The organism is Streptomyces sp. SJL17-4 (genome assembly GCF_036826855.1).
Lineage (GTDB): Bacteria > Actinomycetota > Actinomycetes > Streptomycetales > Streptomycetaceae > Streptomyces.
The window spans coordinates 3,904,204-3,927,501 of sequence record NZ_CP104578.1; the positions used below are offsets into that span (position 1 = coordinate 3,904,204).

Sequence of the window (23,298 nt, forward strand, 5' to 3'; positions counted from 1 at the left end):
GCCATGAAGCACCGCATCGTCGTACTCGGCGCCGGATACGCCGGGGCCTACGCCGCCGGAAACCTGGCGCGCCGGCTCTCCCCCGCCGACACCGAGATCACCGTCGTCAACGCCGCCCCCGACTTCGTCGAGCGGATGCGGCTCCACCAGCTCGCGAGCGGCCAGGACCTCGCGGTCCGCAAGCTCACCGACGTCTTCGCGGGTACCGGAGTGCGGGTCCGGCTGGCGCACGTCACCGGCATCGACCCCGAGCGCGGGACCGTCGCCGTGACCCCGGTGGCCACCACGACCGGCAAGGACGGCGGCACCCACGGCGAAGGCGACAACAGCACCGACCACCGCACCGGCGAAGTCCCCTACGACACCCTCCTCTACGCCCTCGGCAGCTCCGTCGCCCACCACGGCGTCCCCGGCGCAGCCGAGTACGCCTTCGACGTGGCCGGCCGTTCCTCGGCGCTGCGTCTGCGCGAGCGCATGGCCGCCCTGGGCGCGGGCGGCACCGTGCTGGTCGTCGGCGAGGGACTGACCGGCATCGAGACCGCCACGGAGTTCGCCGAGTCCCGGCCCGACCTCTCCGTCGCCCTCGCCGCCCGCGGCGAGCTGGGCGCCTGGCTCTCCCCGAAGGCCCGGCGCCACCTGCGCCAGGCCTTCGACCGGCTCGGCATCACCGTCCACGAGCACACCGCCGTGGAGGCCGTCGAGCCGACGCGGGCGATCGCCGCCGGCGGTACGCCCATCCCGGCCGACGTGACCGTGTGGACGGCCGGGTTCGCCGTGCACCCGCTCGCGGCCGCCGCCGGTCTGGAGGTCACCGGGACGGGCGGGATCGTCGTCGACCGCACCATGCGCTCGGTCTCGCACCCGAGCATCTACGCCGCCGGTGACGCCGTCCACGCGATCGGCGACAACGGCCGTCCGCTGCCGATGTCCTGCGCCTCGGCCGGCTTCACCACCATGCAGGCGACCGCGGCGATCATCGCGCGTCTGACGGGCGGCGAGGTCCCGACCGTCGGGCTGAAGTACCACGGCAACCACATCAGCCTCGGACGGCGGGACGCCATCTTCCAGATGGTGGACGGGGACGTCCGGTCGAAGGCCTGGTACCTGGGCGGCAGGACCGCCGCGCGGCTCAAGGCGGGCGTGCTCAGCGGCGCCGGGTGGAACATCGCCCACCCGACGCTCGGCATGCCGAAGCGCAGGCGCCGCCTGACCACCGCACCGACGCCCGAGCGTGCGGGCGTGAGGGTCGCGGTCCAGGGCCTGTCCGGCGGACCGGCTCCCCGTCCGTGATCCGCCGGACGGCCCCAGGGGGTGCCTTGCCGACCGAGCCGGGCGCGACCGAGCCGGGGCCGACCGAGCCCGGCCCGACCGGTCGGCCCGGTCCGGCCCGCTCGGCCGGACACCCCTAGGGTGTTCCTCATGGACAGCGCAGCCGTCGATCGCTTCGAGGCCGGCCGTGGCCGGCTGGCCTCGCTCGCGTACCGCCTGCTCGGCTCGGCCGCCGACGCCGAAGACGCCGTGCAGGACACGTTCCTGCGCTGGCAGGCGGCGGACCGCGAACGGATCGAGGTGCCGGAGGCGTGGCTGACCAAGGTCCTCACCAACATCTGCCTCGACCGGCTCCGCTCGGCACACGCCCGCCACGAGCGCTCGGCGGGCGCCTGGCTGCCGGAGCCGCTCCTCGAAGGCGACCCGATGCTCGGCCCCGCCGACACCTTCGAGCAGCGCGAGTCGGTGTCCCTGGCCGTACTGACCCTCCTGGAGCGCCTCTCGCCGGTCGAGCGGGCCGTCTACGTCCTGCGTGAGGCCTTCTCGTACGGCCACGCCGAGATCGCCGGGATCCTCGACATCACCGAGTCCGCGAGCCAGCAGCACCTCCACCGGGCCCGGACCCGGGTCGCCGCCGAGCGCCGCGGCGGCGGCGTCGAGGCCGACCCCGCGTCCGCGCGCCGGGTGGTCGAGGAGTTCCTGGCCGCCGCGATGTCGGGGCGCACCGACCGGCTGGTGGCGCTGCTCACCGACGACGTGACGGCGGTCTCGGACGGCGCCGGACTGACCAGGCGGCTGCTGCGGGTCACAACGCGCGAGCGCGTCGCCTCGTTCGTACGGGCCGGGTTCAAGCCGACGCCCGCGAAGCGGCGACTGGCCGGCGGCTCGCTGTCGATGCACATCGCGCTGGTCAACGGCGGCCCGGCGGTCCTCGCCGTGGTCGACGGGCGGGTCGTGGGCGCGGTGGCGTTCGCGGTCGGCGACGGCAGGGTCACGTCCCTGCACGGCATCGCGACCGCGGACCGGCTGACGCGACTCGACGAGGCCTGGCGGCGGCACACGCCGGAAGCGCCGGTCGTCGCCACGTGGTGACCTCAGGCAGACGACACCGTACGGCGCCCCCGACTCCGTGGAGGGCCCCGGAGCGCAAGGCCCCCTAAACCCCCGGCTTCGGCTTCCAGTCCTGGACGAGGAGTCCGAGGATGACCTCGTCGAGGAACTCGCCCATCACCCAGGCCGAGGAGCGCAGTACGCCCTCGCGGACGAAGCCGTTGCTCTCGGCGGAGCGGAGCATCGCGGTGTTGTCCGCCAGCGTCTCGATCTGCAGCCGCTGGAAGCTGCGGACGACGAAGCCGTAGTGGCACAGCGTCGCGACGACGTCGGTGCCGTAACCCTTGCCACGGGCCGAGGGCAGCAGCCCCAACCCGATGTGCGCGGCCCGGTTGTGGGTGTCGATGCCCCACAGGTTCGCGCTACCGATCAGGGTGCCTCCCTCCAACTCGACGATGGAGAACGGCACATGCCCCTCGACCGTGTCGTCCACGACGAGCCGCCGGTCCTTCGAGCCGGGCGTGACCGGCCGCCACGGCCCGGCCTCGGCCCGCGAGGCGTTGACCACGTCGTCGTAGAGCTCGGCCCGCAGAACCGGGATGTCTTCCTCGTACCGAGCCCTGAGCCCGACCTTGCTACCCCTAAGCATGCGAGCTTCCTATCCGACCCGCCTCGCCGACGGCAAACCAATAAGCCGCCGGTGGGGAGGCCGGCGATATCCCTTCGCCGATCCCCCGGAGTACGGGAATCATGAGCGGATGTCGTCGACGTCGACCGAAGCAACAGCCCGCCGGCTGCGGGATTGTGCCGCGCTCTGGAGGGAGGGCGAGCTCTCCGCCGCCGATGTCGTCGGCGCGGCCTGCGACGCGCTCGTCGCCGGGCTCGACGGCCCCGCGCTGCGGATCCTCGCCGCCTGCACACGCGCCGAAGCCGACTACGACGTGCACGACCTGCTTCCCCGGTGCTCGATGAGCTCGTCGTAGGAGGCCGCCTCCGCCGTCGGCCGACCGCCCCGTACCTCAGACGTCAGGCGGCACCGGGCCCAAGTCACCGCCGCTGGGCGGGGGTGGCGTTCCGAAGGGGGAATCGGCGTCCCGCCCCTTCGCCGATCATGACTGTTACGGTCGTTCCCATGGCCACCACGACACTGCGGATACCCACCCCCGAAGGCCAGGCGGACGCCTTCGCCGCCTTCCCCGACGACGGCCGGCAGCACCCCGGCGTGCTCCTCTACATGGACGTGTTCGGTCCGCGGCCTCGGCTGGAGGAGATGGCGCGCGAGCTGGCCGGGCACGGGTATTACGTGCTCGTCCCCCACGTCTACTACCGGGAGGGGCAGGCGCCCCTCATCGAGCTTCCCGAGCACATCGGGGAGGAGGAGCGGCCCGCGCTCTTCGAGCAGCTCATGCCGTTCTACCTCGCGCACACCACCGAGCGCATCCTGCGCGACGCCGACGCCTACCTCGCGTTCCTCGCCGACCGGCCCGAGGTCGTCGACGGGCCCGTCGGCGTCGTCGGGTACTGCCTCGGGGGCGTCCTGGCGATGCGTACCGCCGCGGCCCGTCCCGACCGGGTCGCCGCCGTCGCCGGGTTCCATCCCGGCGCCCTGGTCACGGACGCGGCCGACAGCCCGCACCTCCTCGCCCCGAAGGTCACCGCCGAGGTGCACTTCGGCATCGCGGAGGGCGACATGACGCCCGAGGAGTTCGACGGGCTCAACGCGATCCTGGAAGCCGCCGGCGTCCGTCACAGCAACGAGATCTATCCCGGCACCATCCACGGCTTCACGATGGCCGACACGAGCGCCTACAGCCCGGACGGTACACAGCGCCACTGGGACCGCCTGCTGCCCCTCCTCGACCGCACCCTCACGAACTGACCGCTGCGGCCGGGCGGGAGTCACCCGGGTCCCGCCGCCGTCTTCGCGGCTCGGCGGGACCCGGACGACCGCTACTGCGGATACAGGGCCGACTGTGCGCTCTCCGAGTCCGGGCGCCAGTACGACACGCGTGCCGTCCTGGTGTCCACGTGCACGCCCGGTGCGGGGACTTCGAGGAGTGCGCCCTCGCCCGTGTCCCTGGGCTCGTTCTTGCCCGCCGGGGCGATGATCAGGTCCTTCTCCAGCGGGCTGGCCTCCTTGTTGCCCATGCGGGCGAGCAGGCCCGCGTACGCCTGCCTGCCCGGCGCCAGGACGATCGGGTTCTGCGGCTTCGAGCTCTTCACCGGCGGCAGGAAGGGCTGGTCGTTGCCGAACTTCACCGCCGGGTACTGGTACAGCTTGCACGGCCTCGTACCGGTGTTGGTGATGACGAGTTCCAGCCGTGAGTCGTCCTTCACCGGCGGCAGCGCCCAGTCCACCTTCACCTCGGTGTTCAGGTCCTGGCAGATGCCGTCCTTCGGCTCCCAGTCCGTCTCGCCCGTCGTGCCCGGGGGCTCACTGGCAGACGGCGAGCCGTCCTTGCTGCCCGAGTCGCCCGGCTCTGTCGACGGCGACGCGGGAGCGGTGGTGGGAGCGGTGGTGGGGGGTGTCGTGGGGGCGCTCGTGGGTGTCGTCGGCGGGGTCGCCGACGGCGCCGTGCCCCGCCTCGTCGTCGGTCGGCCCACAGGCCGTGGCCGAAAGAAGGGCGGCGGCGGTCAGCCCGAGGGCGCCGAGCCTCCATGTGCGGTGGGTACGAAGGGTTTTCCTGCTGACGGTGCTCATTTCACGTTCCCCCGTGACTCTTGGCCTGCGTTCCTTCACGCTGCGTCGCTCAGGATGAGGCTGCCCGTCGTCGGAATCACGACCCCCGAGGGGATCGTTACCGATCGCGGACAAGGAACGGACCCTTCCGGGCCGGTGGCCGGATTTCGTGGGCTTGCGGGGGCTTGCGGGGGCTCTACTGCCCCAGTCGGTACCTGACCTTCTTGATCAGTTCGTTCAGATCCGGCTGTCGCAGCAGGCTGTAGTGGTCCGCGTCCAGCTCCACCACCGTCGGCGGGCGCGTCGACCAGCCCTCCGCGTTCTCCAGGAACGAGTAGTCGTCGCCGGACGCCTTGAAGAGCGTCACCGGGCACGCCACTTGGCGTTCCGTCAGCTCCCGGAAGGTGTACGTGAACTCGAACGTCTCCTCCACGATCGCCACGATCCGGCCGATCAGATCCGGGTCCAGGGCCGGGAAGTCGGCAGCCACCCGTTTCACGAAGCCCTCCCGGTCGTCCGCCCGTACCGTCGGGTCGATCGTGCCCGCGAACACCGAGTACAGGATCGTCACGAACGCCGGGTTCCCGTAGTTCGCTCCCCCGTCTCCGACGAGCGGACCTTCGGCGAGCCCGGCGCGATCAGGAACAGGTTCTCCACCTGCTCCCCCGCCGCCTCCAGGAGATGCGCCGACTCGAAGGCGACCCTCGCGCCGAACGAGTAGCCCCAGAGCGTGTACGGGCCCGCCGGCTGGCGGCGCCGTATCGCCTCCACGTCCGCCGCCGCCATCTCGCGGATCGTCGCGTACGGCTCCTCCCCCGGTTGATGCCGTACGCCTGCACCCCGTAGAACGGGCGGTCAATGCCGAGCTCCTCCGCCAGGTGCCGCAGGTTCATCGTGTAGCCGCCCAGGCCCGGCCAGCAGAAGACCGGCGGCCGCGCACCGGCCGCGTGGAGCCGGACCAGGCGGGAGGCGGGGTCGCGGCCGCGCCGTCCAGCCGGTGGGCGAGCTTCTCGATCGTCGGGCGGTCGAAGAGGATCTGGAGCGGCAGCTCGGAGCCGAACTCGCGGTTGATCCTCGTGACCAGCGCGACGGCGATGAGGGTTGCCGCCCGACTCGAAGAAGTCGTCCAGGACCGAGACCGCCTCGACGTCCTCGTACTTCAGTGCCGCCGCCCAGATCTCCGCGAGCCGGCTCTCCGTGCGGGTGCGCGGGAGGACGTGCGGGCGGCCGTGCAGGCCGGCGTTGACCACGGCCAGGTCGGCCAGTGCCTTCGTGTCCACCTTGCCGTTCGCCGAGAGCGGCAGCCGGTCCAGGACGACCACCCGGTTGGGGATCATGTAGTCCGGCAGGTGGTGGACCAGATCGTCGCGGATCAGCTCCGCCGGGCCCTTCATGTGGACGGTGTCCTCGTACATGCCCTCGCTCAGCCGCTGCTCCTCGGCGACCCGGCCGCCCACGAAGAAGTACGAGGGGCCGGTCGGCCGGCCCGCCGCCGTCAGGATCTCGTCCGTCCGGCGGGCCGCGGGCAGCGGGTGGCCGGACTTCGAGCTGTAGCCGGAGGACATGAACCCGAGGCCGTGGTCGCCGAGTTGAAGGCGCTGGAGGGCCCGTCCGAGGTCGACGTACGCGCGGGCGTCGTCCGTCGTCCGGCTGATCACCGTGATGCCGAGCCGGGCCCGCTCGTACACCGCCTGGTTGATCGCGATCACGTGCTTCTTCTCGATCAGGGAGGTGGAGATCGGCCGTAAGTCCCCGTTGATGTAGGCGTATTGGGATTGGGGAGGTCGGTCACCCCGTCTCCGTGCGCCTGGACGTACACGTCGATCTCCGGGGGCGTACGGGACTCCTCGTCGTACGGGATCACCTCCCAGGTGCCGTCCTCGCGCGGCCTGACGTCCAGGCCGTAGCCCGGCAGGATCTCCTCGAACAGGCCCACCATGTGGCCCGTCTCGATCTCCAGGACCTCCTGGATGTTGTTCCGGTAGACCGGTTCGATCGCCGAGCGCAGGCCCCGGAAGGACAGACCGAGGTAGGGGCCGGTCGCCGCCGCCCCGGGAGTTCCCGGCCCTCCCCGTCCATCAGGTACAGCTGGTGACGGACGGGGTGGTAGTAGTACGTGCCCGGCTCCAGGCCCGCGATGCCGCGCAGCTCCACGTACAGCTGGGTCGCGTACAGCGCGCCCGGTGACGCGTATCCGTACTTCGGGAGCAGCCGCTCCTCGCTCGTGAACTGGCCGAACCACCGCAGGATCTCCCCCAGGTCCGCCGCCGTCAGGCTGCCGACCGCCCGGGATCCGACGCCCTCCGGGCGACGGGCCAGGGCCGCCAGGACGTCCGCGCGCGTGACCTCCCCGCCCTCGTAGAAGCGGTACGTCTTGCGGGCGAAGACCGTGCGGCGCATCCGGTCCGAAGGCGTGGCGCCGGGGAGCACGACGGCGGGGCGGCCGGCCAGGTCGGCGTCGGGGCGGGTGCCGGCGTTCGACAGCTGCGCCTTGACCTGGAGCTTCGACTCCTTGGACTGGTGGTGGGCGCCGTGGTTGCCCTGGTCCATCAGGGCGGCTTCCTTGGGTGCCAGCTCGACGCAGGCGACGAGGTTCTGGAAACCCGTGCGGGGCTCGTCCTTGACGATGACCGCCGCGTTCCGCACCCAGTCGTGGTTCTCGATCGCCAGCGCGATCTCGTCCAGTTCGACGCGGAAGCCGCGCAGCTTGATCTGGTTGTCGGCGCGGCCGGCGAACTGGACGGTGCCGTCCTCGTTCCAGTGGGCCAGGTCGCCGGTGCGGTAGAGGCGCTCGCCGGTGTCGGTGGTGAGGAAACGCTCCGCCGTGAGCTCGGGGCGGTCCAGGTACCCCCGCGCCACCTGGACCCCGCCTATGCACAGTTCCCCGTCGCGTATGTGGAAGGTCGTGTCGTACGCCGGTCTGCCGATCGGTATCGCCGTGGGGGCCGCGGCGTCCGGATCGGTGACGGTGGCGCGGTCCACCGTGTGCGAGGAGGCGTTGATCGTGCACTCGGTGGGGCCGTAGAGGTTGATCAGCTCGGCGGCGGGGAGCTCGGCGAGAAGCTGCGCGGCGAGGTTGCGGGAGAGGATCTCGCCGCCCGAGTAGACCCGGCGCAGAGTGGTGCAGGTGGCGAGACGCTCGGTGTCCACGAGGGCCTGGAGGAGGGGGGACGCCCTGGAGCATCGTCGCGCCATGGGCGCGGACCGTGTCGATGAGGGCCTCGGGGTCGCGGTGGACGCCCGGCGGGCCCACGGCGACGCGGGCGCCGACGGCCGGGGCGAGGATCTCCCACTGGGCCGCGTCGAAGCTCATCGGGGTCTTCTGCAGGACGACCGCGCCCGGGGCGAGGTGGTGTTCCGCCGCCATCCAGCACATCTGCGCCGCGATCGAGCGGTGCTCGACCATGACGCCCTTCGGCCTGCCCGTGGAGCCCGAGGTGTAGATGACGTACGCGAGGTCCGTCTCCCGGATGTCGTACGGCTCCGGCTCCTCGCCCGCGGTGCGCCAGGCGTGCTGGACGGCGTCGCCGAGGGTGACCACGGTCGTACCGGGCGGGGCGAGGTCGGTGACGCGGGCGCGGAGGTGGTCCTGGGTGACGACGATGCGGGCGGCGCTGTCCTCGATCATGTACCGGACGCGTTCCTCCGGGTAGTCGGGGGAGAGGGGGACGTAGGCGGCGCCGGAGCAGACGGTGCCCCAGGTGGCGGTGATCAGTTCGAGGGAGGGGTCGGTGTGGATGCCGACGCGGTTGTCGGCGCGGGCGCCGAGGTCGCGGAGGTACTGGGCCAGGACCAGGGCGCCCTCGGAGAGCTCCCGGAAGGTGAGGGTGTCGCCCTCGTGGGCGACGGCGGCGGTGGCGTCGGGGTGGTGCAGGGTCTCGGAGTGGAGGAGACGGTCGAGCGTGCGCATGGGTGTCCCTTCTTGGGTGCGGATACGCTGCTGCGCCCGCCGCCGTTGTGGCAGCCGCGCCCACCACGTTGTGGGCAGCTGTTCCGCTGGGGCGGAACGGGTGGGCACAACGGAACGGCGCCCCTTGCCGGGCCTAGGCTTCCGCGCCTGAACCCGCACCGGGTGCGCGCCGCACGTGTTGGTGCGGGTCCAGGCACAAGGGGCGGAGGCGCCGCCAGAGGGCGCCGTCCCGTGTGCCCACCCGTCCCGCCCTGCGGGACGATTGCCCACACGGCGGGTGGGGGCGGGCGCGGGCACGGCCCACACGGAGGTAGCGAGGGTGCGGGCGCGGCCCACACGGAGGTCGCGAGGGTGCGGGCGCGGCCCGCGCGGCGGGTGGCGAGGGCGCGGGCGCGCCCCGCACGGCGGGGCGGGTGGGCCCGGCCCGCACGGCGGGGGGCGCGGGCGCGGCGTCCTGCGGGGCGCGGCCCTCGCGCGTGCGGACGCGGCGTCCTCCCGGGCGCGGCCCGCACGCGGGTGGCGCGGGTGCGGCGTGCTGCGGGGCGCGGCCCGCACGGCGCGGAGGTTCGGGTCAGCGGTAGATGAGGAGTTCTTGTTCCGTCGCGCCCCTCAGGTCGTAGCGGGTTCTTACCAGGGGGCGGCCCGCGTAGATGCGGATCAGGGTCGACGCGTCGCCCTTGAAGGTCGCTGCCGGCCGGCCCTCCACCTCGTTGCCCAGGGAGACCCGGGCCGTCGCGCCGCCGTCCGCCAGGACTCCCACCAGGCGCGGGGTCTCCCGCTTGCGGCTCGTGACCGTCAGGAGCGGGAGCGCCAGCTCCAGCGCCTTGCCGCAGTAGGCGCCCGGTTCGCCGAAAGCCTCCCGTACATCGCCCGCGTGGACCCATTCCCCGAGCGCCACCGCGTCCAGCCGGCCGTCCTCGCGTGCGGCGATGACCGGTCCCGCCTCCGTCAGGCCGCGTTCCAGTTCGTCGAGGATCCGGCCCAGCGGCCAGTCCTCGCGCTCGGCCACGTCATAGGCGTTCGCCTCCGGCAGGAACACGCCCTCCTCCAGGCGGTCCTCGACGATCCTGACCAGGGCCGCCCCGCAGTGGGCGAGGACCTGCCGCGCCGTCCACCCGGGGCACGCCGTGCGGAGCTCGTACGCCTCCTCGGGTGTCCGGCGAAGCAGCGGCATCAGCAGGTCCCGCTCCGTTCTCAGGAGCCGGTCCGGGAGCCACGGGTCACGCCCGTCATCGTTGGTACACATCATCAGTAGCGGTAGTGGTCCGGCTTGTACGGGCCCTCCACCGGGACCCCGATGTACGACGCCTGCTCCGGGCGGAGGGTCGTCAGGCGTACGCCGAGGGCGTCCAGGTGCAGGCGGGCGACCTTCTCGTCCAGGTGCTTGGGGAGGGTGTAGACGCCCACCGGGTAGTCCGAGGTCTTCGTGAACAGTTCGATCTGCGCGAGCGTCTGGTCCGCGAAGGAGTTCGACATCACGAAGGACGGGTGGCCGGTCGCGTTGCCGAGGTTCAGGAGGCGGCCCTCGGAGAGGACGATGACGACCTTGCCGTCCTCGAACGTCCACGTGTGGACCTGCGGCTTGACCTCGTCCTTCACCACCCCCGGGATCTTCGCCAGGCCGGCCATGTCGATCTCGTTGTCGAAGTGGCCGATGTTGCCGACGATCGCCTGGTGCTTCATGCGGGCGATGTCGGACGCCATGATGATGTCCTTGTTGCCGGTGGTCGTGATGAAGATGTCGGCCGTTTCGACGACGTCCTCCAGGGTCGCGACCTGGTAGCCGTCCATCGCCGCCTGGAGTGCGCAGATCGGGTCGATCTCCGTCACGATCACGCGCGCGCCCTGGCCACGCAGCGACTCCGCCGAGCCCTTGCCGACGTCTCCGTAGCCGCAGACGACCGCCGTCTTGCCACCGATCAGTACGTCCGTCGCGCGGTTGATGCCGTCGATGAGCGAGTGCCGACAGCCGTACTTGTTGTCGAACTTCGACTTCGTCACGGCGTCGTTCACGTTGATCGCGGGGAAGAGGAGCGCGCCCTCGCGGTGCATCTCGTACAGGCGGTGCACGCCCGTCGTGGTCTCCTCCGTCACCCCTCGGATGCCGGTGGCGATGGTCGACCAGTCGAGTGCGCTGTTCTCCAACAGGGCCCGCATGACGGCCAGTTCCTCGTTGGAGGCCTCGGGCAGCTTGCCGGTCTTCTGGTACTCGACGCCCAGGTGGACCAGGACCGTCGCATCGCCGCCGTCATCGAGGATCATGTTGGGGCCGTCGGCGTCCGGCCAGGTCAGCGCCTGCTCCGTGCACCACCAGTACTCCTCCAGGGTCTCGCCCTTCCAGGCGAAGACCGGGATGCCGGCGGCGGCGACCGCGGCGGCCGCGTGGTCCTGCGTCGAGTAGATGTTGCAGGACACCCAGCGGACCTCCGCGCCGAGCGCGACCAGGGTCTCGATGAGGACCGCCGTCTGTACGGTCATGTGGAGGGAGCCGGTGATGCGTGCACCCGCGAGCGGCTGCGTCTCCGCGTACTCCCTGCGGATCGACATCAGGCCCGGCATCTCGTGCTCGGCGAGCGTGATCTCCTTGCGGCCGAACTCGGCCAGCGAGATGTCGGCGACCTTGTAATCGGTGAACTCAGACATGTACAACGCTCCTTGCGCTGAGGATGGTTCGGTGGATTTCGAGGGCCGCCGTCGACTTGTTCAGCGTGATGTAGTGCAGTCCCGGCGCTCCCTCGTCGAGCAGCCGCAGGCCCATCCGCGTCGCGTGCTCGACGCCGATGCGGTACGCCGCCGCCGGGTCGCCCTTCGCCGCCTCCAGGCGGTGCGCCAGGTCCTCGGGGAACGCCGCGTCGCTCAGCTCCGCGAAGCGCCTGATCTGGCGTACGTCGGTGGCCGGCATGATCTCCGGGATGATCGGGGTGTCGCAGCCGGCCGCCGCGACCCGGTCCCGCAGCCGCAGATAGTCCTCCGGGTCGAAGAACATCTGCGTGATGGCGTAGTCGGCGCCCGCCCGGCACTTCGCGAGGAAGTGAGCGAGGTCGGATGCCGGGCTGCCGGACCTCGGGTGCCCCTCGGGGAAGGCCGCCACGCCGATGCGGAAGTCTCCCAACGACCGGACGAGGGAGACCAGTTCGTGCGCGTACGTGAATCCCTGCGGGTGCGGGGTCCACGGCCCGCGCGGATCGCCCGGCGGGTCTCCGCGCAGGACCAGGACGTCCCGTACACCCGCGTCCGCGTACGCGCCGATGATCGCCCGCAGTTCCGCCACCGAGTGTCCGACGGCCGTCAGATGGGCCACCGGGCGCAGGATCGTCTCGGTCGCGATCCGCTTCGTCACCTCGATGGTCCGGTCGCGGGACGAGCCGCCCGCGCCGTACGTCACCGAGACGAAGTCCGGGGACAGGGCCTCGACCCGGCGGATCGCCTCCCACAGGGTCCGCTCGCCCTTGTCCGTCTTCGGCGGGAAGAACTCGAACGAATAGGTGGGGCTCACCTGCGGCCTCCCGCGTTGAAGTAGCTCGCCTCCGGGTGGTGGACGACGATCGCGTCCGTCGACTGCTCGGGGTGCAGCTGGTACTCCTCCGACAGCTCCACCCCGATCCGCTCCGGACGGAGGAGAGCGGCGATCTTCGCCCGGTCCTCCAGGTCGGGACAGGCCGGATAGCCGAGGGAGTAGCGGCAGCCCTGGTACTCGGTGCGGAGCATGCCCTCGATCCCGGCCGGTTCCGCGTCCCCGGCGATGCCCCACTCCGCGCGCACCCGCGCGTGCCAGTACTCGGCGAGCGCCTCCGCCAACTGGACGGAGAGGCCGTGGAGTTCGAGGTAGTCCCGGTAGGCGTCGGCGGCGAAGAGCCTCGCCGTCTCCTCGCCGATCCGGGAGCCGACGGTGACCACCTGCATCGCGACGGCGTCGATCTCGCCAGAGTCCTCGGCGCGGTGGAAGTCGGCCAGGCAGAGGCGGCGGCCCCGCTGCTGGCGGGGGAAGGAGAAGCGGGTCCGCTCGCCTCCGTCCTCGTCCAGGATGATCAGGTCGTCGCCCTTGGACACACAGGGGAACCAGCCGTGGACGACGGCTGCTTCGACGAGGCCCTCGCGCTCGACGCGGTCGAGGAGCGCCCGCAGCCGCGGCCGGCCCTCCGACTCGATCGTCTCGGCGTCCTTCAGGCCCCACTGGCCCTTGAAGAGGGCGGTCTCGTCGAGCCAGGAGGCGTACTCGGCGAGCTGGATGCCCTTGACGACCCTGGTCCCGAGGAAGGGGGGCTCGGGTACGGGGTTGTCGGCGGCGACGTCGGAGCGGCCGGCCGGCTCCGGCTCCCGGACCTCCGCCGCGAGCAGCGGGGTCTCGCGTTTCGGCACCCGGCGCTGCTTGAGCGGGGGGAGTACGGCTCCGGGGACGCCGCGCTTGACGCCCATGAGCGCGTCCATGAGGCGCAGGCCCTCGAAGGCGTCGCGGGCGTACCGCACCTCGCCCCCGTACAGCTCGTGCAGGTCCTGTTCGACGTACGCCCTGGTGAGGGCGGCGCCGCCGAGGATCACGGGGAACGTCGAGGCGAGTCCCCGGCCGTTCAGCTCCTCCAGGTTCTCCTTCATGATCACGGTGGACTTCACGAGGAGGCCGGACATGCCGATGACGTCGGCCCGGTGCTGCTCCGCCGCCTCCAGGATCGCGGAGACCGGCTGCTTGATGCCGATGTTGACGACGTTGTAGCCGTTGTTGGAGAGGATGATGTCGACGAGGTTCTTGCCGATGTCGTGGACGTCGCCGCGGACGGTGGCGAGGACGATCGTGCCCTTGCCGTCGGCGTCCGTCTTCTCCATGTGGGGTTCGAGGTACGCCACCGCGGTCTTCATGACCTCGGCGGACTGGAGGACGAACGGCAGCTGCATCTGGCCGGAGCCGAACAGTTCGCCGACCGTCTTCATGCCGTCGAGCAGGATCTCGTTGACGATCTCCAGGGCCGGGCGGGCCGCCAGAGCGGCGTCCAGATCCGCCTCCAGACCGTTCTTCTCGCCGTCGATGATGCGACGCTTGAGGCGCTCGTCCAGCGGCAGGGCGAGGAGCTCCTCGGTCTTGCCGGCCTTCAGGGACTTCGCCGTCGCCCCCTCGAACATCTCCAGGAAGCGCTGGAGGGGGTCGTAGCCCTCCCGGCGGCGGTCGTGGATGAGGTCGAGCGCGACCTCCACCTGCTCCGGTTCCAGGCGGGCGATCGGCAGGATCTTCGAGGCGTGGACGATCGCCGAGTCGAGGCCCGCCTTCACGCACTCGTCGAGGAAGACCGAGTTGAGGACGATCCGCGCGGCCGGGTTCAGGCCGAACGAGATGTTGGACAGGCCCAGGGTCGTCTGGACGTCCGGGTGGCGGCGCTTCAGCTCGCGGATCGCCTCGATCGTGGCGATGCCGTCCTTCCGCGACTCCTCCTGGCCCGTGCAGATCGTGAACGTGAGGGTGTCGATCAGGATGTCCGACTCCCTGATCCCCCAGTTCCCGGTGAGGTCCTCGATGAGCCGCTCGGCGATGGCGACCTTGTGCTCGGGCGTACGGGCCTGGCCCTCCTCGTCGATGGTCAAGGCCATCAGGGCCGCGCCGTGCTCCTTCGCCAGGGCCGTGACCTGCGCGAACCGCGACTCGGGTCCGTCGCCGTCCTCGTAGTTGACGGAGTTGACGACCGCCCGGCCGCCGAGCTTCTCCAGACCCGCCCGCAGGACTCCGACCTCCGTCGAGTCGAGGACGATCGGCAGCGTCGAGGCCGTCGCGAACCGGCCGGCCAGCTCCGCCATGTCCGCGGTGCCGTCCCGGCCCACGTAGTCCACGCACAGGTCGAGCATGTGCGCGCCCTCGCGGATCTGGTCCCGCGCCATCTCGACACAGTCGTCCCAGCGGCCGTCGAGCATCGCCTCGCGGAACTTCTTCGAGCCGTTGGCGTTGGTGCGCTCGCCGATCGCCATGTACGCGGTGTCCTGCCGGAACGGCACATGGCTGTAGAGGGAGGACGCGCCGGGCTCGGGCTCGGGGCGCCGGTCGAGGACGGCCGCGCCCCGCACCCGCTCCACGATCTCCCGCAAATGCTCCGGGCTCGTACCGCAGCAGCCGCCGACCAGCGCGGGGCCGTACTCGCGGACGAACGCCTCCTGCGCGTCGGCCAGTTCGGCCGGCGACAGCGGGTAGTGGGCGCCGTCGGAGGTGAGGACGGGCAGCCCGGCGTTGGGCATGACCGAGATCGGGATACGGGCATGGCGGGACAGGTGCCGCAGGTGCTCGGCCATCTCCGCCGGGCCCGTGGCGCAGTTCAGGCCGATCATGTCGATGCCGAGCGGCTCCAGGGCGGTCAGCGCCGCCCCGATCTCGGAGCCGAGCAGCATCGTGCCCGTCGTCTCCACGGTGACCTGCACGATCACCGGCAGGTCCACGCCGACCCAGTCCAGGGCCCGGCGGGCGCCGATGACGGCCGCCTTCGTCTGGAGCAGGTCCTGCGAGGTCTCGATGAGGAGGGCGTCCGCGCCGCCCCTGATCAGGCCCTCCGCGTTCTGCTGGAAGGCCTCGCGCAGCGGCTCGTACGTGACGTGGCCCAGGGTCGGCAGTTTCGTGCCGGGGCCCATGGAGCCGAGGACCCAGCGGGGCCGTCCGTCGGCGGCGGTGTGCGCGTCCGCCGCCGCGCGGGCGATCCGGGCGCCGGCCTCGGACAGCTCGTACACCTGGTGCTCGATGCCGTACTCGGCGAGCGCGGCCAGGTTCGCCCCGAAGGTGTTGGTCTCGACGCAGTCCACGCCCACCGAGAAGTAGGCGTCGTGGACGGAGGCGACGATGTCGGGGCGGGTGAGGTTGAGGATCTCGTTGCAGCCTTCGAGGTTCTGGAAGTCGTCCATCGTCGGGTCGGCGGCCTGGAGCATCGTGCCCATCGCCCCGTCGGCCACCACGACCCGCTTCGCGAACTCCTCCCGCAGGGACCTCCGTACGACACTCATGTGAGCCCCCTCAGATGGGTGACGAGGGTGGCGGTGCACCCGGCGCCGTACGTCGTCCTGATCCGGTCCAGGAGCGACTCCCGGTGCAGCCGGTACTCCTGCGTCCCCACGTAGTCGAGGACCGTCGCGGCCACCGCGCAGCCCAGCTGCGCCGCGCACCGCTCCGGCACGCCCCACAGCCGGCCGGCGAGGAACCCGGACCGGAAGGCGTCCCCGACCCCGGTCGGGTCGACGACCGCCGCGACCTCCACGGCCGGCACGGCCAGCGGCTCGCGGCCCTCGCCCCGGATGCGGACGCCCGCCTCGCCGTGGGTGGTGACCCAGGTGCCGACCCGGCGGAGCACGTCCGCCTCGGTCCAGCCGGCCTTCTCCAGGAGGAGCGCCGTCTCGTACTCGTTGGTGAACAGGAACCGCGCCCCGTCCACCAGATCCCGCACCTGCTCGCCGTCGAGCCGCGCCAGCTGCTGCGACGGATCGGCGGCGAAGGGAATCCCCAGGTCACGGCAGGTGCGGGTGTGCCGCAGCATGGCCTCGGGGTCGTCCGGGGAGACCAGGACCAGTTCCAGCCTGCCGGTGCGCGCCACTACCTCCCGCAGGTCGATCTCGCGTGCCTCGGCCATTGCCCCCGCGTAGAAGGTGGCGATCTGGTTCTGGGCCCGGTCGGTCGTACAGACGAACCGGGCGGTGTGGAGCGACTCGCTGACGCGCACCGAGTCGGTGTCCACACCGTGGTCCTTCAGCCAGACCCGGTACGGCTCGAAGTCGGCGCCGACCGCGCCCACCAGGGCGGGACGGAGGCCGAGGACACCGAGTCCGAAGGCGATGTTCGCTGCCACTCCGCCACGCCTGACCTCCAGGTTGTCGGCGAGGAACGACAGGGAGACCCGGTCGAGCCGGTCGGCGAGCAGCTGCTCGCTGAACCAGCCGGGGAAGGTCATCAGATGGTCGGTCGCGATGGATCCCGTGACAGCGATACGCATGGCCTACGCCTCCACTGCCTGCTTCAGGGCCTCCACGCGGTCCGTGCGCTCCCAGGTGAACTCGGGGAGCTCGCGGCCGAAGTGGCCGTACGCCGCCGTCTTGGCGTAGATGGGCCGCTTGAGGTCCAGGTCGCGGATGATCGCCGCCGGCCGCAGGTCGAAGACCGCGCTGACGGCCTCCTGGATCCGCTCGTCGGCGAGGGCGCCGGTGCCGAAGGTCTCCACGAAGAGGCCGACGGGCTCGGCCTTGCCGATCGCGTACGCGACCTGGACCTCGCAGCGCCTCGCCAGGCCCGCCGCGACGACGTTCTTCGCGACCCAGCGCATCGCGTACGCCGCCGACCGGTCGACCTTCGACGGGTCCTTGCCGGAGAAGGCGCCGCCGCCGTGCCGGGCCATCCCGCCGTACGTGTCGATGATGATCTTCCGGCCGGTGAGTCCGGCGTCGCCCATCGGGCCGCCGACCTCGAAGCGCCCGGTCGGGTTGACCAGCAGCCGGTAGCCGTCGGACTCCAGGCTGACGCCCTCCTCGACCAGCTCCTTGAGGACGTGCTCGACGACGTACTCGCGCACGTCCGGGGTGAGCAGGCCCTCGACGGAGATGTCGGCGGCGTGCTGCGAGGAGACGACGACCGTGTCGAGGCGGACCGGGCGGTCCCCGTCGTACTCGATGGTGACCTGGGTCTTCCCGTCCGGGCGCAGGTACGGCACGGTGCCGTTCTTGCGGACCTCGGTCAGCCGGCGCGAGAGCCGGTGGGCGAGCGCGATCGGCAGCGGCATCAGCTCGGCCGTGTCGTCGCAGGCGTAGCCGAACATCAGGCCCTGGTCGCCGGCGCCCTGGGCGTCGAGCTCGTCACCCGCGCCCTCGACCCGGGACTCGTACGCCGTGTCGACGCCCTGCGCGATGTCCGGCGACTGGGCGCCGATGGACACCGAGACGCCGCAGGAGGCGCCGTCGAAGCCCTTCGCGGAGGAGTCGTAGCCGATGTCGAGGACGGCCTCGCGCACCAGCTTCGCTATCGGCGCGTACGCCGTCGTGGTCACCTCGCCGGCGATGTGCACGAGACCCGTGGTGATCAGGGTCTCCACCGCGACCCGCGAGGACGGGTCCTCGGCGAGCAGCGCGTCGAGGATGGTGTCGCTGATCCGGTCGGCGATCTTGTCGGGATGTCCCTCGGTCACCGACTCCGAGGTGAAGAGGCGGCGGCTCATGCCTGGGCCTCCACCGGGGTCTTGAAGAAGTGCTGCTCGATGGCACCGAGGGTGCGGATGGACTCGACCTCCAGGGTCTCCATCTGGATCGCGGTGCCGCTCTCCTGCTCCAGGAGGAAGACGAACTCGACGAAGGACAGCGAGTCGATGAGCCGGTTCTCGATCAGGTCGAGGTCGGACGCGATGTCGTCGCGCTCGGGGTGACGCTCGAGGATCCAGTTCTTCACCGTCTGCAGGCCGTCGGCCATGGTTGCTCTCCTTTAGCTGCTGCTAGCTACTGCTGCTGGATACGTAGGGGGTGGGGGCGATGATCGGTGCGGCCACCGCCACCGCGTAGTCCACGTCGTGGCTGATGGACACGGTGATCTCGGTGATGCCGGACTCCGCGGCCATCTCGGCGGCGGCCCGGTGCAGCTCCACGAGCGGCCAGCCGCCCTCGGAACGCCGCACCACGATGTCCGGCCAGGGCAGGAACCTGCCCCTGACCCGTAAGGTCTTGAAAGCCGCTTCCTTGGCCGCGATCCGTCCGCACAGGCTCAGTACGTCGAGCCCGGAGGAGGTACGGCAGTCGGCGAGCTCGCCGGGGGTGAGCATCCGCTCGAAGAACCGCTCCCCGTACTGGGCGAGGAGCCTGCGGACACGGTTGACGGACACGATGTCCATGCCGAGGTTCGCCCACCCCAGGCCGCCCGCCGGCGGGGCGGCGGGACGGGCCGGCACGTCAGATCACCGGCCCGGCCGCGCCACTCGCACCGGCCCTCATGCGGGCGTTCGCGTCGAGCACCGCCTCGGTCGCCGCCTCCCAGCCGCCGTGGCGGCGGGTGAGGGCGGACAGCCAGCGTTCGAGGCCGAAGGCGACGCAGCTGGTGAAGGCCGGTCCGCCGGTCGACGCCAGGGTGATGTCGCAGCGGTCGCCGAAGAAGTTCCGGTGCGTGTTGACCGAGGCGATCGCCAGGTCCTCGTACAGGAACTCGTACTTCACCGGGGTGAGCCGCTGGAGGAGCGCCTTCGAGCCGCCCTTGTCGAAGAACGGGTCGCAGGCGGCCTCCCTGCGCAACGGCAGGTCGAGCGCCGCGGCGAAGGACCCGATGCGGGTGGTGAAGTCGGCGAGGTGCGTCTCGGCGTGCTCGCGCGCACCGATGGCGACGATCTCCCGCATGCGGAAGCCGAGTTGGCGTCGCATGCCCTCGTAGTGGGTCTCCTTGCGGAAGCACCAGGAGCAGATCGTGACGAGGGTGTCGTCGGCGACCTGAGTGCCCTGGTGGTCGAGGTAGACGGCGTAGCAGGACGCCGAGGGCAGTCCGAGGCCGGCCGGTTCGAGGGCGGCGGCGGGCCAGTGCCCGTGCTCGCCGTCGAAGGGGGTGGTGAGGCGGCCCTCCAGGTCGAGCGGGGCGGCGAGGACGGCCTGGTGGGGGAAGTTGTCGTAGTAGTCCAGCTTCGCCAGGTCGGCGGCCGGCAGGAGCGGGGGCATGGTCATCGGGCGGGCGCCCGCGGTCACACCCCAGCTCTCGAAGGTGTCGTCGAGGAGCCGCAGCAGGCGGGTCCCCTCCGGGCCGAGCGAGGGGAGGCCCCTCGTGTCCCCGACGGTTCCGGGGGTCGTCACGGTCATGGTCGGTGCACCTCTCGGGTGAGGGTGTCGCTCAGACGACGGGCAGGGTGTCGTCGGAGAAGATCCCGGTCTTCAGGAAGAAGGCGAGCGGCTTGCGGATCGCCTTGCGCTCGTGGGGGCGGCGGCTCTCGTCGGCGACCAGCGCGTTGCGCAGGGCCAGCGGGTCGGGGATGCCGGCGTCGCGGTACACGTGGGGGTTGTAGAGGGAGTTGACGCTGTAGACGACGTACCGCTTGAGGTACGCCTCCACCTCGCGGACCCGCTCGGCACTCACCGCCTGGCACATCCGGCCGTACAGGAGGGAGACCAGCTCGCGCCCGAAGGCGATGTGCCGGGACTCGTCCTGGTGGTGGATGCGGTTGACCTCGCGGATGGTGTGGCAGAGCGAGGCGTCCTTCGCCATCCGGGAGTTGTAGTGGTCGACGAGCTCCTCGAAGAACAGGATGCGGGTGAAGACGAGGAAGTTCTCGACCTCGGGCTCCCAGGCCGCGTCGGCGCGCATCGCGGTGGAGCCGTAGATCTTGTGGCCGTAGCGGCGGCAGAACTCGGAGAAGAACCACATGTGTTCGTTCTCCTCACCGATGAAGTGGTGGAAGAAGTCCGAGGGCACCTCGAAGCCGGGCATGTGGATGCGGCCGACGACCTCGATGAGGAGTTCGCGGATGCCGTGCACGTTGAGGCTGTAGAAGTTGATGGACTCCCACTTCGACAGGCGCTGAAGCGTTTCCTCATCGAGGGCGTCGTAGTGCCGGGTGCCGTAGACGGTGAGCAGCTCCGGGGTCATCCAGAAGCGGTTCTCCTCCAGCGTCTCGGGCCACTGGAAGGTCTGGTACGGGTTGTAGTAGTCCTCGACGGAGCGCTCGCTGAGCCGCGCGAGGACCTCCATGAACCGGTCGGTGACGGGCAGGGGGGCGGTCACGCCCATGATCAGGCTCCTTTTTTTTGGGGCTCGGTTCCCCTCCGGGGGCCTTGAGCCGGGCTCACGCGTCCGTGCGTGCTCGCTCCCTCGTCCCTCGGGAGCTCCGCGCGCTCGGACGCGTTCCCCCGACGGCCCCTTCGGCTCACTCGCCGGCGCAGGGGGACCGGGCCCCGGTGGGTTTCAGGGACGGACTTCGTACACGGCGTTCACGGGCGTCTCCGTCGCACGCCGCCAGCGGGTGAAGCCGGCCTCCTCCGCGATGGCCCGGAAGGCCTTCTCGCCGGAGTGGTTGCCGAGTGCGTGCGGGCCGCGCTGGGCGACCGCGACGGGCAGGCACATGACGGCGGACAGGGCCATGAACATGCGGGCGGCGGGCGTCTGGACGTCGATGTCCTGCGGGGACACGTTCGACTCGACGAGCATCCACGTGCCGTCGGCGTCCAGGGACTTGTGGACGTGCTGGGCGGCGGCGACCGGGTCGCCCATGTCGTGCAGGGCGTTGAAGAAGCAGACCAGGTCGTAGCCGGAGCCCGGGTAGTCGTCGGCCGACGCGACCTCGAAGACGACCCGCTCGGAGAGACCGGCCTCCTCGGCGAGCTCCCGTGCGATCGAGATGGCCTCCTCCGAGTAGTCGAAGCCGTGGACGGTGGCGTTCGGGAAGGCCTTCGCGATGAGCAGCGTGGTGTGACCGACGCCGCAGCCGACGTCGGCGACGGTGCCGCCGGCGGCGAGCTTGTCGGTGACCTGGTGGAGGGCGGGCAGCCAGTCGGCGACGAGCTTGTGCTCGTACGTCGGCTGGAAGAAGGAGCCCATGCCGGTGTCGAGGGCCGCGTCGTGCTCGGCCCAGCCGACGCCGTCACCGGTGCGGTACGCCTCCACGAGCAGGTCCTCGGTGGCGTACAGCGCCTTGAGGGCGGTGAAGAACCCGGCGGCGTACGTGACGGCCTTGGGGTCCGCGAGCACCTCGACGTGGTCGGCGGGGAGCGTGTACGTGAGGGAGCTGGGGTGTCGCTCGACGTACCCGGCGGAGAGCTGGGCGTGCAGCCACTCCTCGATGTACCGCTCGTTGGTTCCGGTCGCCTCCGCGAGCTGCCCGGCGGTGAGCGGGCCCTGCTCGGCGAGCGCCCGGTAGAGGCCGAGGCGCTGGCCGAGGGAGACGGTCAGTCCGCGGACGGCCGCGCCGGCGTCGGTGATGACCCTCTGGTGGAAGTCGTGGGCGCTCATGCGGCCGTCTCCTCCTCGTACGTGGGCGTGTCACAGGTGAACAGGAAGGAACGGGGCACGCGCGGGACCGACCGCGCCGGTACCGGGTAGGGCCAGCGGTCGAAGTCGGCGCCCGGCTCACCGGGCTGCCTGACCTCGCGTACGGCCCAGCCGCAGTCGGCGAGCAGCGCCTCGGGCTCCTCGGTGCCGAAGAGCCACGGGTTGCCGTCCTCCTTGAGCGCGCTCATGAAGGTCCGGGCCAGCGGGTTCTCCAGGGCGGCCCTGGAGATGACGTCGCCGAGCAGCACGGAGCCGGGAGCGGCGTGCGAGGCGAGCGTCGAGATGAGGGTCCGTACGGCCTGCTCGGGCAGGAAGAACAGCAGTCCCTCGACCACCCACAGGACGGGTTCCTCGCTCTTCCAGCCCGCCTCCTTCAGGGGGCCGGTCCAGTCCTGGGTCAGGTCGACCGGGATCGGTATCCGTGTGCGGCCGGCGGGCTGCGGCTCGCCCTTGAGCATCTCGGCCTTGGCCTCGAGGAGGGCCGGGCGGTCGAGCTCGTAGACGGTGACGCCGTCGGGCCAGGGCAGCCGGAAGAAGCGGGTGTCCATGCCGGCGGCGAGGAAGACGACCTGGCGGATGCCGCGCTCCTCCACCGCCTTCACGATGGCCCGGTCGAGGTAGGTGGTGCGGATGGCGAGGAACGGCACGATGCCGCCCCCGTCGTAGCGCGCGAGCAGTTCGAAGCCGATCTCGTCGGCGACGGTGCGCGCGTAGGGATCGGCGAACAGCCGGTCCTCGCGCTCGGTCTCCAGGGCGCGCGCGGCGGCGGTCCACTGGGCGGTGCGGGATACGGCCTCCACAGGAGGTCCCCCTTCACTTGGGTTTCGGAGATACGGACGGCCGTGTTCAGGGGCCCGACGAAGGACGGTTCCGTCAGGCGCTCATGACCGGGACACAGGTCTTGGCCGGTCGCACACAGGCGACGGGGTCCTCGGCCGCGGGCATCGACGACAGATGGTCGGCCTCGGAGTCGGCGGGGCGCCGGCGGAAGATGCTGTGCAGGATCATGCTGAACACGGCCGTCCCGTCGGAGGCCACCAGGGTGCACCGCGGTTTGACGGTGCCGGTGGCGGGATTGAACGGCGACGGGGTGGAGCCGAGGATCTCGACGCGCGCGGTGAGGACGTCACCCGGGCGGACGGGCCGCAGGTAGCGGACCTCGTCGATGCCGGGCGAGCCCATGCAGGCGCTGTAGGCGAGCAGTCCGTCGACGTAGCGGCGCATGAACATCGCCTGGGTGTGGAACCCGCTCGCGATCAGTCCGCGGAACGGGGACTGCTCCGCGCGCTCGGGGTCCGTGTGGAAGGGCTGCGGATCGAAGCGCCTGCCGAACTCCAGCACCTCCTCCGCCGTGACGGTGACGGCGCCCAGTTCGTGGACGTCGCCGGGCCGGAAGTCCTCGAAGTAGCGCATCGTGCGCCCCCCTTGACCTAGGAGTGG

The 23,298-nt window shown here is 71.3% G+C and carries 23 protein-coding genes and 1 pseudogene; 4 read left to right on the forward strand and 20 right to left on the reverse strand.

The features are described from left to right. Positions 1–3: 3 nt before the first annotated feature. Together N5875_RS17355 and N5875_RS17360 are read left to right on the forward strand one after the other, a co-directional pair. Positions 4–1,290, forward strand: a complete 1,287-nt coding sequence (locus N5875_RS17355) for an FAD-dependent oxidoreductase (protein WP_338494638.1) — start codon at positions 4–6, stop codon at positions 1,288–1,290. 129 nt (positions 1,291–1,419) lie between these two features. Further along, a complete protein-coding gene (locus N5875_RS17360; protein ID WP_318212601.1) occupies positions 1,420–2,361 on the forward strand; it encodes a sigma-70 family RNA polymerase sigma factor in 942 nt (313 codons plus the stop codon). A 64-nt stretch (positions 2,362–2,425) separates the two neighbouring features. Here N5875_RS17360 and N5875_RS17365 read toward each other — a convergent pair whose 3' ends face one another. After that, positions 2,426–2,968, reverse strand: a complete 543-nt coding sequence (locus N5875_RS17365) for a GNAT family protein (protein ID WP_338494641.1) — start codon at positions 2,966–2,968, stop codon at positions 2,426–2,428. A 109-nt stretch (positions 2,969–3,077) separates the two neighbouring features. Here N5875_RS17365 and N5875_RS17370 point away from each other — a divergent pair, with 109 nt between their 5' ends. Next, complete coding sequence (locus N5875_RS17370; RefSeq protein WP_318212603.1) at positions 3,078–3,302, forward strand: hypothetical protein; 225 nt, start codon at positions 3,078–3,080, stop codon at positions 3,300–3,302. Between the two features lie 149 nt (positions 3,303–3,451). Next, positions 3,452–4,198 carry a dienelactone hydrolase family protein gene (locus N5875_RS17375; protein ID WP_338494645.1) on the forward strand — a complete coding sequence of 249 codons (747 nt, stop codon included), beginning with the start codon at positions 3,452–3,454 and terminating at the stop codon, positions 4,196–4,198. A gap of 71 nt (positions 4,199–4,269) precedes the next feature. Here N5875_RS17375 and N5875_RS17380 read toward each other — a convergent pair whose 3' ends face one another. From N5875_RS17380 to N5875_RS17470, 19 genes and pseudogenes are all read right to left on the reverse strand, one after another. Then, a complete protein-coding gene (locus N5875_RS17380; RefSeq protein WP_338494647.1) occupies positions 4,270–4,683 on the reverse strand; it encodes a DUF4232 domain-containing protein in 414 nt (137 codons plus the stop codon). A 70-nt stretch (positions 4,684–4,753) separates the two neighbouring features. After that, positions 4,754–5,020 carry a hypothetical protein gene (locus N5875_RS17385; protein WP_338494650.1) on the reverse strand — a complete coding sequence of 89 codons (267 nt, stop codon included), beginning with the start codon at positions 5,018–5,020 and terminating at the stop codon, positions 4,754–4,756. A gap of 175 nt (positions 5,021–5,195) precedes the next feature. Continuing rightward, positions 5,196–5,570 (reverse strand): hypothetical protein, encoded by a 375-nt coding sequence (locus tag N5875_RS17390; protein ID WP_338494651.1) that lies wholly within the window; start codon positions 5,568–5,570, stop codon positions 5,196–5,198. Continuing rightward, entirely contained in the window at positions 5,567–5,785 is a 219-nt protein-coding gene (locus N5875_RS17395; RefSeq protein WP_338494654.1) for a thioesterase domain-containing protein, read from the reverse strand. Before N5875_RS17395 ends, N5875_RS17390 begins: the two co-directional genes overlap by 4 nt. 103 nt (positions 5,786–5,888) lie before the next feature. Next, on the reverse strand, positions 5,889–6,095 hold the full coding sequence (locus tag N5875_RS17400; RefSeq protein WP_338499186.1) for an acyl carrier protein: 207 nt from the start codon (positions 6,093–6,095) through the stop codon (positions 5,889–5,891). 764 nt (positions 6,096–6,859) lie between these two features. After that, positions 6,860–8,909, reverse strand: a pseudogene (locus N5875_RS17405) (amino acid adenylation domain-containing protein). A 571-nt stretch (positions 8,910–9,480) separates the two neighbouring features. Next, positions 9,481–10,155, reverse strand: coding sequence for a maleylpyruvate isomerase family mycothiol-dependent enzyme (locus N5875_RS17410; RefSeq protein WP_338494657.1), 675 nt, complete (start codon positions 10,153–10,155; stop codon positions 9,481–9,483). Between the two features lie 2 nt (positions 10,156–10,157). Beyond that, positions 10,158–11,552, reverse strand: coding sequence for an adenosylhomocysteinase (gene ahcY, locus N5875_RS17415; protein WP_338494660.1), 1,395 nt, complete (start codon positions 11,550–11,552; stop codon positions 10,158–10,160). After that, positions 11,545–12,405 (reverse strand): methylenetetrahydrofolate reductase [NAD(P)H], encoded by an 861-nt coding sequence (gene metF / locus N5875_RS17420; protein ID WP_338494663.1) that lies wholly within the window; start codon positions 12,403–12,405, stop codon positions 11,545–11,547. Before metF ends, ahcY begins: the two co-directional genes overlap by 8 nt. After that, entirely contained in the window at positions 12,402–15,875 is a 3,474-nt protein-coding gene (gene metH, locus N5875_RS17425; protein WP_338494666.1) for a methionine synthase, read from the reverse strand. The genes metF and metH overlap by 4 nt, the downstream gene beginning before the upstream one ends. After that, positions 15,872–16,855, reverse strand: a complete 984-nt coding sequence (locus N5875_RS17430) for a carbohydrate kinase family protein (RefSeq protein WP_318212898.1) — start codon at positions 16,853–16,855, stop codon at positions 15,872–15,874. The genes metH and N5875_RS17430 overlap by 4 nt, the downstream gene beginning before the upstream one ends. Positions 16,856–16,858: 3 nt before the next feature. Then, the gene (gene metK, locus N5875_RS17435) at positions 16,859–18,067 is read right to left on the reverse strand and encodes a methionine adenosyltransferase (protein ID WP_338494669.1); all 1,209 of its coding nucleotides are present in this window, start codon (positions 18,065–18,067) and stop codon (positions 16,859–16,861) included. Then, positions 18,064–18,315 carry an acyl carrier protein gene (locus N5875_RS17440; protein ID WP_030322008.1) on the reverse strand — a complete coding sequence of 84 codons (252 nt, stop codon included), beginning with the start codon at positions 18,313–18,315 and terminating at the stop codon, positions 18,064–18,066. The genes metK and N5875_RS17440 overlap by 4 nt, the downstream gene beginning before the upstream one ends. A 22-nt stretch (positions 18,316–18,337) precedes the next feature. After that, complete coding sequence (gene acpS, locus N5875_RS17445; protein WP_318212900.1) at positions 18,338–18,787, reverse strand: holo-ACP synthase; 450 nt, start codon at positions 18,785–18,787, stop codon at positions 18,338–18,340. 1 nt (position 18,788) lies between these two features. Next, positions 18,789–19,676, reverse strand: coding sequence for a hypothetical protein (locus tag N5875_RS17450; RefSeq protein WP_318212901.1), 888 nt, complete (start codon positions 19,674–19,676; stop codon positions 18,789–18,791). 31 nt (positions 19,677–19,707) lie between these two features. Then, positions 19,708–20,601 (reverse strand): diiron oxygenase, encoded by an 894-nt coding sequence (locus N5875_RS17455; RefSeq protein WP_318212902.1) that lies wholly within the window; start codon positions 20,599–20,601, stop codon positions 19,708–19,710. A 174-nt stretch (positions 20,602–20,775) separates the two neighbouring features. Further along, entirely contained in the window at positions 20,776–21,819 is a 1,044-nt protein-coding gene (locus N5875_RS17460; RefSeq protein WP_338494673.1) for a class I SAM-dependent methyltransferase, read from the reverse strand. Beyond that, positions 21,816–22,658, reverse strand: a complete 843-nt coding sequence (locus N5875_RS17465; protein ID WP_318212904.1) for an SAM-dependent methyltransferase — start codon at positions 22,656–22,658, stop codon at positions 21,816–21,818. The genes N5875_RS17460 and N5875_RS17465 overlap by 4 nt, the downstream gene beginning before the upstream one ends. A 73-nt stretch (positions 22,659–22,731) precedes the next feature. Next, positions 22,732–23,271 (reverse strand): MaoC family dehydratase, encoded by a 540-nt coding sequence (locus tag N5875_RS17470; RefSeq protein ID WP_318212905.1) that lies wholly within the window; start codon positions 23,269–23,271, stop codon positions 22,732–22,734. Between the last annotated feature and the right edge of the window lie 27 nt (positions 23,272–23,298).